The 18,195-nt window shown below is 50.7% G+C and carries 16 protein-coding genes and 1 tRNA gene; 10 read left to right on the top strand and 7 right to left on the bottom strand.

Annotated features, from left to right (window positions below):
• Nucleotides 1-26 precede the first annotated feature (26 nt).
• Nucleotides 27-1,088 carry an N-acetyl-gamma-glutamyl-phosphate reductase gene (gene argC, locus ACQ6WK_RS11965; protein WP_432797612.1) on the bottom strand — a complete coding sequence of 354 codons (1,062 nt, stop codon included), beginning with the start codon at nucleotides 1,086-1,088 and terminating at the stop codon, nucleotides 27-29.
• Between the two features lie 195 nt (nucleotides 1,089-1,283).
• On the opposite strand from argC, the gene ACQ6WK_RS11970 reads away from it, so the two are divergent.
• Nucleotides 1,284-1,706, top strand: coding sequence for an Hsp20/alpha crystallin family protein (locus ACQ6WK_RS11970; RefSeq protein WP_432797613.1), 423 nt, complete (start codon nucleotides 1,284-1,286; stop codon nucleotides 1,704-1,706).
• Nucleotides 1,707-1,756: 50 nt separating this feature from the next.
• Here ACQ6WK_RS11970 and ACQ6WK_RS11975 read toward each other — a convergent pair whose 3' ends face one another.
• Entirely contained in the window at nucleotides 1,757-2,560 is an 804-nt protein-coding gene (locus ACQ6WK_RS11975; protein ID WP_432797614.1) for a Cof-type HAD-IIB family hydrolase, read from the bottom strand.
• Nucleotides 2,561-2,830: 270 nt separating this feature from the next.
• Here ACQ6WK_RS11975 and ACQ6WK_RS11980 point away from each other — a divergent pair, with 270 nt between their 5' ends.
• On the top strand, nucleotides 2,831-3,886 hold the full coding sequence (locus ACQ6WK_RS11980; protein ID WP_432797615.1) for an amidohydrolase family protein: 1,056 nt from the start codon (nucleotides 2,831-2,833) through the stop codon (nucleotides 3,884-3,886).
• A 98-nt stretch (nucleotides 3,887-3,984) separates the two neighbouring features.
• Here the strand turns inward: ACQ6WK_RS11980 and ACQ6WK_RS11985 are convergent, their stop codons facing one another.
• From ACQ6WK_RS11985 to ACQ6WK_RS11995, 3 genes are all read right to left on the bottom strand, one after another.
• Entirely contained in the window at nucleotides 3,985-4,539 is a 555-nt protein-coding gene (locus ACQ6WK_RS11985; protein WP_432797616.1) for a GNAT family N-acetyltransferase, read from the bottom strand.
• 114 nt (nucleotides 4,540-4,653) lie between these two features.
• Nucleotides 4,654-5,169, bottom strand: a complete 516-nt coding sequence (gene tpx / locus ACQ6WK_RS11990) for a thiol peroxidase (RefSeq protein WP_432797617.1) — start codon at nucleotides 5,167-5,169, stop codon at nucleotides 4,654-4,656.
• Between the two features lie 148 nt (nucleotides 5,170-5,317).
• The gene (locus tag ACQ6WK_RS11995) at nucleotides 5,318-6,235 is read right to left on the bottom strand and encodes an alpha/beta hydrolase (RefSeq protein ID WP_432797618.1); all 918 of its coding nucleotides are present in this window, start codon (nucleotides 6,233-6,235) and stop codon (nucleotides 5,318-5,320) included.
• A 270-nt stretch (nucleotides 6,236-6,505) separates the two neighbouring features.
• Here ACQ6WK_RS11995 and cysK point away from each other — a divergent pair, with 270 nt between their 5' ends.
• The 8 genes from cysK to ACQ6WK_RS12035 all read left to right on the top strand — a co-directional run bounded on the left by cysK (nucleotide 6,506) and on the right by ACQ6WK_RS12035 (nucleotide 16,208).
• Nucleotides 6,506-7,465 (top strand): cysteine synthase A, encoded by a 960-nt coding sequence (gene cysK, locus ACQ6WK_RS12000; RefSeq protein WP_432797619.1) that lies wholly within the window; start codon nucleotides 6,506-6,508, stop codon nucleotides 7,463-7,465.
• A 314-nt stretch (nucleotides 7,466-7,779) separates the two neighbouring features.
• Nucleotides 7,780-8,550 carry a DUF1003 domain-containing protein gene (locus ACQ6WK_RS12005; protein WP_432797620.1) on the top strand — a complete coding sequence of 257 codons (771 nt, stop codon included), beginning with the start codon at nucleotides 7,780-7,782 and terminating at the stop codon, nucleotides 8,548-8,550.
• Between the two features lie 66 nt (nucleotides 8,551-8,616).
• Entirely contained in the window at nucleotides 8,617-9,630 is a 1,014-nt protein-coding gene (locus tag ACQ6WK_RS12010) for an aldo/keto reductase (protein WP_432797621.1), read from the top strand.
• Between the two features lie 656 nt (nucleotides 9,631-10,286).
• Entirely contained in the window at nucleotides 10,287-11,144 is an 858-nt protein-coding gene (locus ACQ6WK_RS12015; protein WP_432797622.1) for a type II secretion system protein, read from the top strand.
• Between the two features lie 509 nt (nucleotides 11,145-11,653).
• On the top strand, nucleotides 11,654-12,526 hold the full coding sequence (locus ACQ6WK_RS12020) for a type II secretion system protein (protein ID WP_432797623.1): 873 nt from the start codon (nucleotides 11,654-11,656) through the stop codon (nucleotides 12,524-12,526).
• A gap of 205 nt (nucleotides 12,527-12,731) precedes the next feature.
• Nucleotides 12,732-12,805: transfer RNA gene (locus tag ACQ6WK_RS12025), tRNA-Cys, on the top strand.
• 396 nt (nucleotides 12,806-13,201) lie between these two features.
• On the top strand, nucleotides 13,202-15,385 hold the full coding sequence (locus tag ACQ6WK_RS12030; protein WP_432797624.1) for a glutamine synthetase III: 2,184 nt from the start codon (nucleotides 13,202-13,204) through the stop codon (nucleotides 15,383-15,385).
• A 343-nt stretch (nucleotides 15,386-15,728) separates the two neighbouring features.
• Nucleotides 15,729-16,208, top strand: coding sequence for a hypothetical protein (locus ACQ6WK_RS12035; protein WP_432797625.1), 480 nt, complete (start codon nucleotides 15,729-15,731; stop codon nucleotides 16,206-16,208).
• 27 nt (nucleotides 16,209-16,235) lie between these two features.
• On the opposite strand, the gene hemB is transcribed toward ACQ6WK_RS12035, so the two are convergent.
• A complete protein-coding gene (gene hemB, locus ACQ6WK_RS12040; RefSeq protein WP_432797626.1) occupies nucleotides 16,236-17,276 on the bottom strand; it encodes a porphobilinogen synthase in 1,041 nt (346 codons plus the stop codon).
• Nucleotides 17,277-17,428: 152 nt separating this feature from the next.
• Entirely contained in the window at nucleotides 17,429-18,076 is a 648-nt protein-coding gene (gene fixJ / locus ACQ6WK_RS12045; protein WP_432797627.1) for a response regulator FixJ, read from the bottom strand.
• Between the last annotated feature and the right edge of the window lie 119 nt (nucleotides 18,077-18,195).

The raw sequence follows: 18,195 nt of genomic DNA on the forward strand, positions 1-18,195 counted from the left end.
ATCTCAAATTCAATCTTCATCGTAAACTACAGCAGCCCCATCGTTTCCGGCAAATCAAAAATCAGATTCATATTCTGAACCGCTTGGCCGCTCGCGCCCTTCACCATATTATCAATCGCGCTCATGACCACGATCGTCTGCTGGTCCCCTTGCTGCGTCAGCCGCACCGTCACGTCACAGAAATTCGTGTTCCGCACATGCTTCACATTCGGTGTCTTCTCAATCACACGCACAAACGGTTCATCCTTATACGCATCCTCAAACGCCTCAAACAATTCCTCCTCCGTCACGTCTTCCGTCGCAGGCTGCAAGTAAATCGTCTCTAAAATCCCAGCATCAATCGGCAATAAATGCGGTACAAACAGCGCATGCATCTCACTGCCCGCAACACGGCCAATCGTTTGTTCAATTTCACATTGATGACGATGCCCGCCAATCTTTCCATACGCAAAGTATGATTCATTTTCTTCAGGGAAGTGCAGGTGCGCCGCAGCTTTTCGACCCGCGCCGGTCACACCGCTGGCCGCATTGATGATAATCCCCTCTTTCTTCACCAAACTATGTGAAAGCAGCGGCGAGATCCCAAGAGCTGCCGCTGTAGGATAACAGCCGGGGTTCGCAACCAAGTCCGCCTCAGGGATCGCATCCCGGAACAATTCCGGCAAGCCATATACCGCGCGATCCAAATTCTCCGGATCACCATGCGGCGTCTCATAAATTTTTTCGTAAAGCGATTGGCTCTCCAAACGATAATCCGCACTCAAATCCACCACCTTCAAACCCGCGTCAAGCAGCTTCGGTGCATACGCCATCGCAGCCCGATGAGGTAACGCCAAAAACGCCACATCACACTCGTCCGCAATCCGCTCCGCATCAATCGGCTTACATTGCGCCACGTCCTCATCCAAACGACCCAATAACTGTGGGAATTCCTCTCGAATATCCGGGAGCTCATCACGGTGACTCGCCAAGTAAGCCAACTCCGCCTCTGGGTGGCGCAGCAGGATATCAATCAGATAAAAGCCTGTGTAACCGGTCGGACCAATAATGGATGCTTTGATGCTCATAGTCACACCATTGTTCATCATTTCACGCTCAGAATCAAAAAGTCATCCCTCACATCCCAGCTTTATCACCTCCGCTACAACAAAACCCCTAAAAAACACCATGTCATAACTCATTAGACCTCCCACAAGCCGTGCCTAGTATTTAGCGTCACGTCGGCCACGAGTTCCGAATGACACGACAGCACACCCACATGAATTCAGCAGAAAGGACAACACATGCTGCCATCCATTAAGAAAACTTGGGAAACACCACTCGAAACCTTCAGCCGTGAAATGAGTCGCTTCTTCGGCGATGAACACAGCCATCATCAACTCTTCGCTGTGGACATCTACGAAAAAGATAACGCCATCACACTCGAAGCCGAACTCCCTGGTTTCAGTAAAGATGAAATCGAAGTAACCACAGAGCAAAACACGCTCACCATCAAAGCTGAACACAAAGAAGATCACGAAGACCGTGAACACAAACGTGGCAAACAACATATCAGCGAACGCCGCTATACCTCACTCACCCGCTCTTTTGACTTCCCCGGCTCAGTCGATGCATCTAAAGTCGAAGCCAAACTTGAGAAAGGTATCCTCCACCTCAAACTTCCCAAACGTGAAGAAGTCCACAGCCGCAAGATTGATGTGAAATAAGATAGTGACACACAATTACATTTTATGACCCGCATCACCATGCGGGTTTTTTATGCGCCAAGCACAAACCTCTCAATCGCCTCCGCAACCCCGTTCTCCTCATTACTCCCCACCACTTCATCTGCAGCCACCTTGGCTTCATCCCAAGCATTCCCCACTGCCACACCAAGCCCCGCCCAAGCAATCATCCCTGCATCATTTTGTGCATCTCCAATCGCCATCACTTCCACACGATCAATCCCATAATACCCTGCTAATTCCCGTACCGAATGCTCCTTGTCCACCGAAGGATCAACAATCTGTATCAGGTGCTCATCACTCATATGAATCGCAATCCGCTCGCCAAACCGCTCCAAGACCATTGCATGTACCTTCGCCAAACGCTCCTTCGGCGCAAGCAACATCAACTTCGTGACTGGCTCCTCAAACAACTCATCCAACTCCCCCAATAAGTCCGGCTTAAAATGCTTCGACGTCTCCGTCAACAGCGAATCATCCACACCATCTGTATACCACTTGTCCATCACCTCCAAACTCATATACACCTGCTCATCCAAATCGCGTGCCGCATTCACCATCTCCCGCACAAACCCCGCCTCCAACGGTAAGTGCTTCACAAACCTTCCGCGCACCTGATCGTAATGTGCCGCCCCGTTGTAATTAATCTGAATCGTATCCAGTCCCAACGCTTCATAGATTGCCTTCACCGCTCGTGGCGGCCTCGCCGACGCAATCACCACCACCACCCCTGCATCTACAGCACGCTTCACTGCCGCTATATTCTCCGCGCTCAACGTCTTGTCATCCCGCAGCAGCGTCCCATCCAAATCCATCGCAATCATCCGAATCGCCATAACGCACTTCACCTTACTCACAAGACCAAAACTTCCCCAAGGCGGCTGGAATAACCGACGTCAACACACCATTCTACTCCCAGAGCAATCTGCTTTCAGCACTTTCAACTTGCTCCCTCATCGCTGAAAGCATCCTTGCCCGCCGCACACATCAGTTTTTATACAAAATTCACCCGCAATCCATAGGTTTCACAACCTCACTTGCGAGAACAATACCAGCACACTGATATAATAGTGAACACCACACACGTGCCATACCGGACCAACATGATGAACCAAACCACCTTTGCTTATACTCCCGCGAGTATCAATACAAAACCGTTAACCGATCACAACCGACTAGGCTTGGACTATCATGCCGAAGCCGACCAACTCTCATTCGCCGCCCCCATCTGGGACGCACATTCCCATATCAATACCCCCGACTCTGCCCGCACCTTCCTCAAAGTCATGGATCTATACAACATTGAAAAAGTTTGGTCCATGACACAACTCGAAAACCTCCCTGCCCTCCGTGACATCTTTGGCGAGCGTATCGAATTCATTGCTGTCCCCAACTATTACGCCAAAGATGAACCCGACACTTTCACCATAGATTGGTACAACCGCATTGAAAAATTTGCAGATTTTGGTGTCAAGATTGCTAAGTTCTGGGCAGCCCCGCGCGCTGTCGACTTTCTCCCCGGCTTCGACATTCAATCACCCGGCTACAAAAAAGGTATGCACATCGCCCGCGATACCGGCATGATGTTCATGACACACATCGGTGATCCCGATACATGGTTCGCCACACACTACAAAGACACCGAAAAATACGGCTCCAAATCCTCCCACCGCCAATCACTCGAAGACCTCTTGAATGAATTTTCCGACATTCCATGGATCGCGGCCCACATGGCCGGCAACCCCGAACATCTAAACACCCTCACACAACTACTCATTGATCATCCCAATCTCTACATCGATACTTCCGCCACCAAATGGATGATCCGTGAACTTTCCAAACAACCCCGCGCGGAGCTTCTCACTTTCCTCGAACAATTCCCAGACCGCGTTTTCTTTGGCTCCGATATCGTCACCGACGACAACCATGGCGCCGATGAATTTGACCTCTACGCATCCCGCTATTGGGCGCTCCGTACCCTCTGGGAAACCGCTTACGCTGGCCCCTCCCCTATCGTTGACCCCGACCTGCACCTAGTCGACCCATCCCAACCCGAAAACGCGACCGCCCACCTGCAAGGCCAATCCGTCCCTGCATCCACCCTACAAAACCTCTACCACGATGCTGCGAAAAACTTCTTCGCCAACATCTACACCACCTAACCATGCATTAGACAAAGTGAATCGTACAAGCCTACGGGCTCCAACCCGTGGGTTATTGCTCCAAACCTATCTACATGATTATCTCACATTAACTGCGATCAGACCTGATTGCTGGCTTGATCACATTCAATCCACCACCGCTGCGTAGGCACTTCTCGTCCTTCATTCATCACCGAATCCTGATACTCGCCACCGCACTTCTTGATCACCTTTTGCGAAGCAACATTATCTTCATCACACGTAATCAGCAGTTGCCCCATACCCTTCGCCTTGGCAATCGCCATTACCTCCCGCAACATATACGTCGCATACTCCTTCCCACGATGATCCGGATGTACCGCATAACCCACATGTCCGCCGTACATTTCTAACCGCTCAGATAATTCATGCCGAAGATCAATCGTCCCAACCATCTCGCCGCAATCATTCACCAACCACCACGAACTGCAAGGCACCAAACCCGCTGGCAAATCCTTCCCCTCCCTCATCGCCAAAACCCGCTCAATCTTTTCCGCAAAACTTCCCCCTTCAATCAAACCGATCACACCAACCCCCGCAATCCCGCTCACCTCACCAAACGCTTTGCAGAAAGCATAAAACATCTCCGCCATCCCCCCATCAGGATTAATCAATTTCAATTCATCTTCATTCATCACAATGGGCCTCCATCCTCTTCCCTCGCACGAATCCCTCGCTCTAGTACTCAACAAAAAAACCCGCACTCACATGCGGGCTTGAAAAATCAACATCATTTCCAACATGCAAGTTTAGAGCAGTTCTTTGACCGCATTTAGTGCCGCATCATAATTAGGCTCCTGCGCCACCTCCGGCACAAGCTCCACATACGTCACTTTGTTATCCTTATCCGCCACAATCACCTCACGCGCGAGCAAACCAATCTCTTTAATCCGCACACCATAATCTACGCCAAACGTGTGATCATAAAAATCGCTCAAACAAATAACCTTGTCCGAACCCGTCGCACCGCACCAACGCTTCTGCGCTGCCGGCAAGTCCACGCTCACCGTCAACACCACGACATCATCACCAAGTGCAGAAACATCCGCATTAAAATGCTTGGTTTGCAAATCACAGATCGGTGTATCAAGCGATGGCACGATCGAAATAATCTTCACCTTGCCCGCATAATCTGCAAGCGTTTTCACCGACATATCCACCGCACGCAATGCAAATTCCGGCAGAGTCTGCCCGTTATTCACTTCATTACCCAACAATGTCATTGGGTTGCCCTTCAGCGTGATCGCACCTGCTCGTTCAGCCATCTTATCGTCCTTTCCACTGCGAGACAGATCATCGCACGCAGCTTAGTTTCATTTCAAAAATATCCTCAACACAGCCGCCGCATTGTACGTACCCCCCATCAACCCCGCCACCTCATATTGCACAAGCCCACTTGCTTCGCAGATGGGGTTATTGAGTAGATCCACCTTCATCCAACACCCCCACCCTCTCCAACAACCGATCAATCGCCGCCCAATATTTTTCCCGCTCTAGCTCTTCATTGTGACCCTGACCCACAAAATAAACCAGTTCTCCTCGATCTCCCGCCGCGCGAAAATTACGCTTTGCATGCCAAGGTGGAATCACACCATCATCCGCCCCATGCATAATCAAAACCGGCCCGTCATATTCTCGCAGCACCCCCTCCACCTCCAATGGATCAAGCACCAAAAAGCCCGGCACCCAATACCCTCGCGCCACTCGTTTCGCACTCACAAACACTGACTGCAGCACCACCCCTGCCGCACCCCGTTCCTTTACCAATCCCATCGCAACCCCGCCGCCAATCGACCGCCCATGTACAATCACCTTCGCCTCATCAACATCATCTCGTGCCGTCACAAGATCATAAAACTTCACAAAATCTTCGACGATACGTGCCTCGCTGGGACTCCCCTCGCTTCGGCCATAACCTCGAAACTCCACCAGCAACACACTTATCCCTCGTTCAACATATTCATCCAAACCCCACAACCAATCATCAATGAGTTCCCCATTCCCATGCGCGAAAATCACCAACCCACCCGGCTGCGCCGCGCTCACACCCTCACCCAATTTCAACCATGCTTCAACCATCCCCTGATCTGTCTCAAGCTGCAACACCTCAACCCCCGCCTGATTCCGCTCACTCAACCCCGGGCCTACCTCCCCCATCATCCATCGCGGCCACAACACTCGCCGCTGCACCCCCAATACCACCCCACACCAAACCAACACAACGACAAATAGTATCTTCAGCATTCGCTTCACCTTGATCTTTCGCGGCTTCAGCTGTTCATCCGCCTCAACTGCAGCCCCGTTCCTGCTTGCTTCTACCACCTGCTCCATCGCATCCCTCTCATCGGTTTACACACATGACATCCACAAATAAGACGTTGCCCTCCGTCACAAATTACAGCCAATCATCCATTAAAACCTTAATCATCAGACGTCTAGCTCCCCTGATCATCCCCACCCACTTTAGCACCGTTCCCACTTGGCGCTTTCGCTCGCCTTGCCTACCATGAAATAAAAGTCGCACGCGCCTTGCTATTTATACAACAAGCGCCAAAGCTACCTCAGCAGGCCGTAACGAGCGCGCACAGGAGATCTATGCCGATGTCACCACAAGCTTCAACTTTACTCCATAACCGCACCTATGACAGCATCTTAGGCACCACATTCAACACCCCGCTCGTCAAGCTCAACAAGATCGTTCCCGAAGACGCAACCATCCTCGTCAAATGTGAATTCTTCAACCCCATGGCTTCCGTCAAAGATCGTATCGGCCGCGCCATGATCGAAACCGCCGAAGCCGATGGCACCCTTACCCCTGGGACCCACATCATCGAACCCACCTCAGGCAATACAGGCATCGCACTCGCCTTTGTTGCCGCCACCAAAGGCTACAAACTCACCCTCACCATGCCCGAAACCATGTCTGTCGAACGACGCGCCCTCCTCCGCGCACTCGGAGCAGACATTGTCCTCACACCCGGTTCCGAAGGCATGAAAGGCGCCATCGCCAAAGCCGCCGAACTCGTCGGCACTTCCGACAATGCATGGATGCCTCAGCAATTTGAAAACCCCGCTAACCCCGAAATACACTACCAAACCACCGGCCCTGAAATCTGGAATGACACCAACGGACAAGCAGACGTCATCGTCTCCGGCGTTGGCACCGGAGGTACCATTACCGGCGTGGCACGATACTGTAAAGAACAAAAGCCCGAATTCCGCGCCATAGCCGTCGAACCTACCACCTCACCCGTCATCGGTGGTGGCAAACCCGGTCCTCACAAAATCCAAGGCATCGGTGCTGGCTTCATCCCTAAAAACCTCGACACCTCACTCCTCAATGGCATCGAAACTGTTTCCGACGAAGAAGCATTTGAAACCGCACGTAAACTCGCTTCCGAAGAAGGCATCTTTGGTGGTATCTCCTCCGGCGCAAATGTTGCTGCCGCATGTCGTGTTGCGGCCAAACCTGAAAACCGCGGCAAGACCATCGTTACTATCGCTTGCTCCTTCGGCGAGCGGTATCTTTCTACTCCCCTCTTCGATGGTCTCATGAACTAATCCATAAACTATACAACTTCACCTGATACAAAACTGCGCATACTCTGCCGCAGTTTTTTATAGCATCCCTGTTTCATATAAAACGATATCCATCACAACAGCCTCATTCACACAAACCTGGTGCCAAGACTCCATCACGATTACTGACACCACACCTCCCTCCTTAAATAGCTATTTCATTGCCTCAATTAATCGTCCAAAATCTAGCCCACTTCACCGCCCGATAAAACCCGACATCATCCCCCACATCAAAACCAAACTACCGGGTTTTCTTGATAGAAAACTGCTTATATACCGGCCTAAAGTTCTTTGACATGATCAAGAAAAACTTCAAAATCCCAAGCATCCCCTTCCCACACCCCGGCCTCCGCCTCGGTCTGCGACAGAAAAACCACGACAGCTGCCCTATCACCAAAGAGGCCACTCCCGAAGCTGATCGCGTGCCCCTTCACGCCATCACCCCACCCGTCCTCAAGCTCATCCTCAAAGACCACCCCGAATGCGAAGAATGCAAATGGGTCAGCCGCCACATGCTCGCCCACTATCGTAACCAGCTCATCCATCACATCATGGCAGATGAACGCGGCCAGATGACTGAACTCGAACAACACGTCGCGCAATCCATTAAGGAAAATAAAATGCTCACCGTCAACGTCAACGAAGACTTTACTGACCGCTCCTCACTTGGCGCACGTATCGCTGATATGGTCGCTAAATTCGGTGGATCCTGGGCCTTCGTCATCGCCTTTACCTCCTTCATTGCCCTCTGGATCGTCGTCAACGTTTTCTTCCTCGTGAACGTTGAAGGCTTCGATCCCTATCCCTTCATCCTTCTCAACCTCGCCCTCTCCTGTATCGCTGCCCTGCAAGCCCCCATCATCATGATGTCACAAAACCGCCAGAATGAAAAAGACCGTATGCATTCTGAGCATGAATACAAGATCAACCTGAAAGCTGAATTTGAAATCCAAAACCTTACGCACAAGATGGACCTCATGCTTGAGAAACACTGGTCCCATATGCTCGAACTCCAAGAAATGCAGATTAACATGCTTAATGAACTTTCTGACAAACAAAAAAAATAATCCCGCGGCCATCGACGTTACATCTATAATCACTTAACACATAAACTGCATATACGGAGCATTCACATGGAATACCGCTACCTCGGCCGCACAGGCACCCGCGTCTCACCGCTCACACTCGGTACCATGACCTTCGGGTCCACTACCGATCAAACCGAAGCGACCACTATCGTCCAATATGCCATCGACCACGGCATCAATCTCATCGATACCGCAAATGTCTACAACACTGGCGTCAGCGAACAATTCCTCGGTAAAGCTCTTAAAAAAACCGGCTTCCGCGAGCACATCGTGCTTGCTACCAAATGTCACGGCAATATGTTCAAAGGTGAAGACCGTAATCCTAACCGGTGGGGTAACTCTCGCCGCCAAATCATCCAGCAATGCGAAGCTTCACTTGAACGCCTAAACACCGATTATATTGACCTCTACCAAATCCATCGCCCTGATCCACACACCCCCATTGATGAAACCCTCCGCGCACTCGACGACCTCGTCTGCGCCGGTAAAGTCCGTTACATCGGTTGCTCCACTTTTACCTCTTGGCAACTTGTTGAATCACTTTGGATTTCTGACAAACACAACCTTAATCGCTTCGTCACAGAGCAACCGCCCTACAACCTTCTTGATCGTCGTATCGAACGTGAACTCATCCCCGCTTGCCAAAACTTCGGCCTCGCCATCCTTCCATGGTCTCCTCTCGCCGGCGGATATCTCACCGGAAAATACACACGTGAAAATACACAGCCAGAAAACAGTCGATACACCGACTCGTCTAACCCGCGCATAGACCATCTCATGTCCGATGCATGCTTCAATGTTCTTGAGGGCTTGCAACAACTCGCCGAATCTAAATCATGCACGCTCACTAAACTTGCCCTTGCTTGGGTCATCAACCAACCCGGTATCACCTCCGCCATCATCGGCCCCCGCACCCTCGATCAATTAAAAGACAACCTCACTGCACTCAACATCACTATCTCTGAAGAAGAACACAAAACCATTGACACGCTCATCCCTCCCGGCACATTCGTCTGCCCATACTACGAAACCAACAGCACACCATATCAATCACGCTAGTAACCCAAAATCAAAAATACACCTAATATCACCGTCCTCCCCAACCACAACCCCCTCTACCCTCATACTCACATCGAAGATCTTGCACGATCTACAAACAAACCATCAATAGAACGTAATTGAAGCCCAAATTCTGTGCGAAGTTAGTTCATAACCTCCCAATGACTACTAGCCACACAATCACCTCTTTTTTCGATTTGAGCAACTGAAGTTTCCATACTCAATTAAACCCTACACAATTAAGATGCAAGCCATTTATATATAAATACTTACATCCTATCCATAACGCATTTCCCATAAAATGCCTTTCATGTCACAGATCCCTATCTTTAATTTTTAAAGACATTTTGATCACTTTCAAACATCTAATATTGACATAACTATACGTTTATGGTTATATAATACTAAGTAGTGACTCTTATATCTCAAGGCTATTCAGTTAGGTATTCTTACCCGAACCAAACAACAAGCTAAGGCACTACCACTTAGCACACTGACGCAGCACCACATTACCGCTTTATGTACGAAACGCATATTTTCACGAACTTGAGAATTCAACTGATGAATGAAGGTCATTCATAAACTCGGCATTAATTCGCAACTTGCCATTTTCGTTGGGCAGATAACACATCCAACTATCACATCGGGAGTACACCATGTATTCAACAACACGTAGGACAGAAGGGCGTAAGGCATTCACCTTAATCGAGCTTCTTGTGGTCATTTCGATCATTGCGTTACTGGTCGGCATCTTGCTGCCGGCACTCGGCGCGGCTCGCAAGACCGCACAGGCAGCCAACTGCCTCAGCAATCAGAAGCAACTCACCACCGCGTGGCTTATCTACGCCACCGAATACAAAGATCATGCCGTCATGCTCCAAACCGACTGGCCGGGCCTACCCAACGCCGTCGACGCAGACCGCGCCTACTGGCCAGGCCTCCTGAACAAGTCCGGCATCCTCTCGGACCCCAAGTTCTATGACTGCCCATCATACGATCCAGAGCGCACACTCCACCTCACCGTTGACGTCGATAACCCCAAGGATGGCAACTGGTTCTACGTGCAATACGGCTACAACTATCTGCACATCGGCTCGCAGATTCGTAACGCCTCCAAGATCTTCGGCGGCGGCAAGTGGTACACCGTCGATGCGGAGCCCATCACGCCGAAGATGTCCGACATCCGCAAACCGACCAGCACCGTGATCTTCGCCGACTCCTACGGGCCCAACTGGCAGTTTCTAAACTCTGCCAATGAATCCGGTATCTACATCATCCGCGATTCTTGGAACACACCTCCCAGCGGCATCTATGAAGCACACGCCCGTCACAGCTCCGCGGTCAACACCTCCTATGCTGATGGCCACGTGACTGCTGTCAAAACTACCTACGACCCCATTCAGTACGGCGTGCCGATGGTGCTCGAAGACTCAGCCTACACACCAGACACACTGTCTGACTGGTACCTTCAGACTAGGCTCGCTGGCGAAGAAAGCTTCTGGGACATCTACTAAACCCCGGAACTCTGGCATGCGAGGCCGCTAACCTTTAGCTAAGCATCCCAGGCAAATCTGCTACACACGGCTTGCACTTCCATCAGCAAACCGGCATATGCAGATCCAACCGAATCTACGTCGCTGAAGCATTCGCTAAGCCGCGCTGAAGATTCGAACAAACACGCAAACGCAAAGCCCGCCAAACGGCGGGCTTTTTGCATGGACGAATAAGCATTCAAAAACTACCGCATCCCTTAAATACATATTAATACGTATTTTTATACATGCCATTATCTAGTTTTTAACCCCTTCAAAATACATACTTACCCCACAATCAGTCTTTTACTGTTGACATAATATTGCGATTGTTGTTCTATAATATTACTGGCCGCTGGCCTCGCACACTATCCATTCTCACAGGGAGCACCAGCACGCGCCAGAAAACCGTTCGCATATGCCATTTCTACATGGATTGGCTAAAAGGAAAAACAAGTTCAACGGCCAATAAACATCTCTGGAGCAACATCATGTCACCCAAAAGAACGATCAACATTACATCACGAGCGTTTACGCTCATCGAGCTTCTTGTGGTCATATCAATCATCGCATTACTTATTAGTATTCTCCTGCCAGCACTTACTGCGGCACGCCACACAGCACAAGATGTTCAGTGCTTATCAAATGTCAGGCAAATCAATATTGCTTCTATCGCTTACGCCGCTGACAGCAAAGATCACTTCGTGATCACCAGTACACTCTGGCTGAACGACCCCGGCAGGACATCTGGCTCCGCATGGTCTTCATCAACAAATCCAAATGATTATTACTGGCCAAGCCTGCTTGTAGTCAAAGGATATGGTGCCGCAAGAGACATGTTCACTTGCCCACGATTCCAAGAAGCAGAGTTTTACTCGACAGGCACTGTCGAAGTAGCACCGCTCGATGAACCTAATCATGCTGCATGGCGACGTGGCGATATTGGCATTAATTGGTACAGCCTTTCATCAAATCGCGTCTCTGGAGCAACAGATCACCTCACTCGCTGGGGAATATCTAACAAACTCAGTGATGTAAAAAATCCCGTAAATACACTTGCATTTGCAGACAGCTACTACGAACGATTTGATCCAGCATCTCCAAATTACGCGGGCTCAGCTAGCTCGCAGCGAGGCAATGGTGTTATCTCCGGTATCCCCACATCATGGGGTGGCCCACACGCCAGACATGGCAGCAACAGCAACAAAACTGTCAACGTTGCTTGGGTTGATGGACATGCATCCGCATTCCAAATTAGATCACAATGGTACAACGCCACCGACGGCCCTTGGTCTGAAGAATACTTCGGCACATTCATTGTTGGCAGCACTGTACACGACAACAATGTTTGGGATCTCGATTGATATCTAATCAACAGACATATTGACCATCAGAAAAAACAATCCATCTTGTATGGGTTGTTTTTTTAATACTTAGCCATCAAAAAAACGATCAACACACAAACCAGATTATCACCTATCCTTGAAGCATTTGATGGCACCTGATATCATTCTTCGTTCACTCGTTAGCGCCCTGCCCTGTGCAGAAATTGCTGTATCTGGTGACCACGGCCGTGTACCAAAGTGGACTAATGGGGCTGATTGCAAATCAGTTGTTCGTGGGTTCGAATCCCACCGCGGCCTTTCCTTTTCCATATCTCCCTCACAATGCCTATCCCATCTACGCATTCGCCTATCTAGGCCGGTATAATTTTCCACAATCACATGTGCAAACCTCAAGCACTTTTGAAACAGTCACTTACAACATAAACCCTCACATAATTCAGCAAAAATTGACGACGCAATGCGCGCTTTCGCATCAGTTATCATCACACAAAAACCGAATTGCCTAAATTTTATGCACTCACCTATTGAACTTGCATTCTTTTTAAACAGTCACTATCATTTCATCTGAATCAACACAAGCTTCGGCTTCGTGAACGCCATTCAACTTCAACACAGGCACCTATTATGACTGCGACACAAACCGCAACGGTCACAGCATTGCCCACGATTAACCCAGCACCAAGGAGTCGTCGAATGTCTGGCAGCGAATCAAGAATGCGAGCTATTTCAGCCGTGACAGACTACAAGCCTGTTGAGCAGCCGCTCAACTTTGCCGCGGAACCCACCTCCGAGCTTTTCGGCGTGAATGTGTTCTCCAAGAATGTGATGCAAGAACGCCTCCCCAAGGCTGTCTTCAAATCACTCTCACGCACCATCGAAATGGGTGAACCACTCGATCCCAATGCAGCCGACATCGTCGCCAGCGCCATGAAGGACTGGGCCATTGAAAAAGGCGCGACCCACTACACTCACGTCTTCTTCCCGCTGACCGGTGCGACCGCAGAAAAGCATGACTCACTGCTCACCCCCGGCGATTCCGGTCAAGCCCTAGCCGCCTTCTCTGGCAAGCAACTCATCCAAGGCGAACCAGACGCGTCATCTTTCCCTTCAGGTGGCCTGCGTCAAACATTTGAAGCACGCGGCTACACCGCATGGGATGTGACCTCTCCAGCCTACATCCTTGAAAACCCAAACGGCACCACCCTCTGCATTCCGACCGCATTCATCTCATGGACCGGCGAAGCACTGGATAAGAAAACCCCAGTCCTCCGCTCGATGAAAGCGCTCAACGAGCAAGCCCACCGCATCCTCTCATTGTTCGGCAACGACAACAACGAGTTCATCGGTGCGACCTGCGGCGCCGAGCAAGAGTACTTCCTGGTTGACTCAAACTTCTACTACACTCGCCCCGACTTGCTAACAGCTGAACGATCTCTGTTTGGCGCGCCCCCCCCAAAAGGCCAAGAGTTTGATGACCACTACTTCGGCGCCATCCCAGAGCGTGTGCTTGCTTACATGCTCGAAGTTGAACGCGAACTGTTCAAGCTGGGCATTCCTGTTCAGACACGCCACAATGAAGTCGCGCCAGGGCAATATGAAATCGCGCCGCTCTTTGAAACGGCCAACATCGCTACTGACCATCAGCAACTGATCATGCTCACGCTCCGCCGTATCGCTGAGAAGTACGGCATGGCCTGCCTGACACACGAAAAACCATTCGCTGGCGTCAACGGCTCTGGAAAACACGTGAACTGGTCACTCGGCTCTGCTTCTGCAGGCAACCTGCTTAACCCAGGAGACACGCCACATGACAATGTGCAGTTCCTTGTGTTCTGCGCAGCAGTCATCCGCGCGGTCGACAAGTTCGCACCGCTGCTACGTTCAGTTGTTGCTTCTGCTGGTAATGACCACCGCCTCGGTGCAAACGAAGCCCCGCCAGCGATCATTTCAATCTTCCTCGGTGACCAGCTCACCGATGTCTTCAAGCAAATCACCGCAGCAGGCTCTGCCGATTCATCCATCGAGTCCGGCACACTTACCTTAGGTGTCGATTCATTGCCACCATTGCCAAAGGATGCAGGCGACCGCAACCGTACCTCACCTTTCGCCTTCACTGGTAACCGTTTCGAGTTCCGTGCCGTCGGCTCAAACCAATCAATTGCCGGGCCATTGGTCGCACTGAACACGATCGTCGCCGATTCGCTCGACCACATCGCAACCAAGCTTGAGAATGCGACCGACAAGGGCGAAGACCTGAACAAAGCTGCTGCGGTTGTCTTAAAAGACATCCTTGAACAGCACGGCCGCGTCATCTTCAACGGCGATGGCTACTCAGATGAATGGCATGCAGAAGCTGAAAAGCGTGGCCTGCCAAACCTGAAAACCACCGTTGACGCACTGCCTGCTCTGCTCGAACAAGATGTGCTTGATACGTTTGAGAAGTTCAATGTACTCTCCAACCGCGAGATGCACTCGCGCTACGAGGTATACACTGAACAGTACATCTTGGCGAAGAATGTTGAAGCAAACTTGGTGCTGAAGCTTGGTCGCACGATGATCTTCCCCGCAGCTGTCCGTTATCAATCTGAATTGGCATCAACTTGTGCAAATCTCAAGGCTGTTGGCTATGACTTCGATACCAACACGCTAGACAAGGTGACCACACTCATCAAAGATCTTCAGGATGCACTCGACGCATTGGAAATCGAAAACGAGAAGAAAGTGGAAGGCGAGTCAATTGACCATGCCAAGCACTATCTGGACGTGATCGTGCCGATCATGAACAAGATCCGCAATGCAGCCGACAAGCTCGAAGGCTTTGTCTCTGACGACCTCTGGCCGCTGCCAACCTATCAGGAAATGCTGTTCATCAAGTAATTCCCGAAAGCCCCTCGATACTTTCGAACAACAAAACAACGGTAAGCCTCCTGTATTACAGGAGGCTTTTTCATGCGATTAACCATCCACTGCGACCGATAACTGCATAAACGTTACAACCGACACAAACCATACAATCGCTACAGACGGTATAGACCGTATCAACCATACAACCCTCGTAACCCGCACAACTCCGCCAAAACGCACGACCGCTTCAAACTATAAAATCATCATGGATCGTATAGTCTAAGCCGCATAACACTGGCGACCCCTACAGATCCTCCCGATAAACCAAGCGAACAGTCATTCACAACATGGAGGAGGGGATATGCGGAGATTGTCTTTGCCTGAGAGCACCCCGCCATTCAAACCGGTTCGCCTCAAACTGCTCAGTGAGAATGAGAGGACATGTGGGTCATGCACCGCCTGCTGCACGCAGCTGTCTATCTCATGCTTAGGCAAGCCTGCCCATGTACCTTGTGATCATCTCTCGCCATCAGGTTGCACGAATTATAAAAACCGCCCTACCCCTTGCCGCGGCTTCACCTGCCTTTGGCTCGCAGACCAAGGCAAGCTCTTTAACGACAGCCACCGTCCAGACAAACTGGGCATCATGTTTTCCCCCTCAGGCAAAGAAACGACATCGCTTTCAATCAACGCACACGAACTGACACCCAACACCATTGCCAAGCCAGAAGTCCAACACACAATCGACTATCTCAGGCAGTTCTTCCCCGTCAAAATTCTCCAACATCATCTCAAGCATACAGCGAATACATCACTCCCCAAAGCAGCACAATCGCTAACCAAACGGGCCGCTTGATCGCCCTGATTAATTTTGATTCCCACCTTAATCCCGATATTTCAATAGCTTTGCTACCTGTACCGCAAAATAGGTCAACACCCCATCGGCACCCGCCCGTTTGAAGGCGAGCAAGCTTTCCATCATCGCTGCCTCCTCGTCTATCGCCTGATTAGACGCGGCAAACTTGATCATCGCATACTCGCCCGAAACCTGATACGCGAACGTCGGCAAGCCAAACCGCTCTTTCACGCGCCGCACCACATCAAGGTACGGCATGCCTGGCTTTACCATCACCATATCTGCACCTTCGCTTATATCCAATGCAATTTCTCGAATCGCTTCATCTGAATTCGCAGGGTCCATCTGATAGGTTTTTTTATCTCCGGTGAGATTGCCGCTGCTGCCGACCGCATCACGGAACGGTCCATAAAAAGCAGATGCATACTTCGCTGCATAGCTAAGGATCACCACATCTTCATGCCCAGCCTTATCCAATGCTTGACGGATCGCACCAACCCGGCCATCCATCATGTCTGACGGCGCGATGATGTCACAACCCGCATCTGCTTGTACCACCGCCTGCTTGCAAAGCATCTGAACCGTCTCATCGTTCACCACATATCCATCCCGCACCAGACCATCCTGCCCATGCGAGGAATACGGGTCCAGCGCCACATCGCAGATGATGCCAATGTTGATGCCCGCCTGCTTGATCGCCTTTACCGTGCGGCAAACAAGGTTCTCGGAATTGATCGCTTCACGCGCATCTTCCGTCTTCAATGATTCATCCGTCGCAGGGAAGATCGCCACCGCCGGAATGCCTAAATCAGCCGCTTCGCGCACCGCTACCAACAGCAGATCAATCGACAGCCGATCCACGTCCGGCATCGTCACGATGGGCTCCCGAACATGATCGCCTTCAATGACAAACACCGGCCAAATCAAATCGTTCACCGACAGCGCATGCTCGCGCACCATCCGGCGAAGCCAATCCGTCCGTCGATTCCGCCTCATACGGATTGCAGGGAAATCACCATCTGGATGCTTGTGTAGATCATTCATTGAGGTTGGCAGCACTTCTTGCATGATTGGATCATACCGGCATGACCACAGGCCAATCAACCCCGAAGCCATTCATGCCTGCCACTCGGGGCGAAGCAGAAAAAACCCGCCAAGTCGGCGGGCATATTTGTCAATAAGATTTCTATCTACCTGAACCTACGCTCGTTCGCATGAAATTAACTGCTGCTGGGCGCGGACGTCGTCGCTTTAGGCTCGGTGCGTTCAATGACCACTGCCATACGCACAAGTTCTGCTAAGCTACCAGCATTCATCTTTTCCATCACGTGAGCACGATGTACTTCAATCGTCTTGTGTGACAGATCAAGCTCCGCAGCAATCTGCTTATTCAAGCGGCCTTGCACGACTAAGTCCATCACTTGACGTTCACGAGGCGTAAGCCGCTTGAGGCGGGATTCAACTTCACCCCGCTGCATCTGTGACTCGCGGCGCTCCGCATCAGCTTCGAGCGCATCACGGATCCGATCGAGCAGCACCTGATCACTAAACGGCTTTTCGATAAAGTCCAGCGCACCGGCCTTCATAGCGCGGATTGCAACAGGCACGTCACCGTGTCCAGTGATGATGATCACAGGGAGCCGAATGCCACGTTTCTTGAGTTGGTCTTGCAAATCAAGTCCACTCATGCCTGGAAGGCGAACATCTACGACCAGTGCACCGGCGCTCATTCCTTCGCAATCACTCAGGAATTCCATCGCCGTTTCGTAAGTCTTGACCTGCAATCCGACTGATTCGATCAGCCACTTCAAAGAATCGCGAACCGCTTTGTCATCATCGACAACATATACCGTAGGATTTTCGTTCATATGTCTTCTGGTGTTGTCGGGAATTCGTCTTTACAGGCGTAAACGCCCTCTAGGACGTATCCCCCGTTGTCCCTAATGTTAACCCACATCATAACGTATCTTACACGACATCTACAATG

Origin of the sequence: Poriferisphaera sp. WC338 (assembly GCF_050931845.1) — a bacterium.
Taxonomy (GTDB): domain Bacteria; phylum Planctomycetota; class Phycisphaerae; order Phycisphaerales; family Phycisphaeraceae; genus Poriferisphaera.

Coding starts and splice junctions, on each gene's coding strand:
- ACQ6WK_RS12015 (WP_432797622.1), top strand. CDS start 10,287: ATGTATTCAACAACACGTAGGACAGAAGGGCGTAAGGCATTCACCTTA.
- ACQ6WK_RS12010 (WP_432797621.1), top strand. CDS start 8,617: ATGGAATACCGCTACCTCGGCCGCACAGGCACCCGCGTCTCACCGCTC.
- ACQ6WK_RS12005 (WP_432797620.1), top strand. CDS start 7,780: ATGATCAAGAAAAACTTCAAAATCCCAAGCATCCCCTTCCCACACCCC.
- ACQ6WK_RS11970 (WP_432797613.1), top strand. CDS start 1,284: ATGCTGCCATCCATTAAGAAAACTTGGGAAACACCACTCGAAACCTTC.
- fixJ (WP_432797627.1), bottom strand. CDS start 18,076: ATGAACGAAAATCCTACGGTATATGTTGTCGATGATGACAAAGCGGTT.
- ACQ6WK_RS11980 (WP_432797615.1), top strand. CDS start 2,831: ATGAACCAAACCACCTTTGCTTATACTCCCGCGAGTATCAATACAAAA.
- tpx (WP_432797617.1), bottom strand. CDS start 5,169: ATGGCTGAACGAGCAGGTGCGATCACGCTGAAGGGCAACCCAATGACA.
- ACQ6WK_RS11995 (WP_432797618.1), bottom strand. CDS start 6,235: ATGGAGCAGGTGGTAGAAGCAAGCAGGAACGGGGCTGCAGTTGAGGCG.
- hemB (WP_432797626.1), bottom strand. CDS start 17,276: ATGCAAGAAGTGCTGCCAACCTCAATGAATGATCTACACAAGCATCCA.
- ACQ6WK_RS11985 (WP_432797616.1), bottom strand. CDS start 4,539: ATGAATGAAGATGAATTGAAATTGATTAATCCTGATGGGGGGATGGCG.
- ACQ6WK_RS12020 (WP_432797623.1), top strand. CDS start 11,654: ATGTCACCCAAAAGAACGATCAACATTACATCACGAGCGTTTACGCTC.
- ACQ6WK_RS11975 (WP_432797614.1), bottom strand. CDS start 2,560: ATGGCGATTCGGATGATTGCGATGGATTTGGATGGGACGCTGCTGCGG.
- cysK (WP_432797619.1), top strand. CDS start 6,506: ATGTCACCACAAGCTTCAACTTTACTCCATAACCGCACCTATGACAGC.
- argC (WP_432797612.1), bottom strand. CDS start 1,088: ATGATGAACAATGGTGTGACTATGAGCATCAAAGCATCCATTATTGGT.
- ACQ6WK_RS12030 (WP_432797624.1), top strand. CDS start 13,202: ATGTCTGGCAGCGAATCAAGAATGCGAGCTATTTCAGCCGTGACAGAC.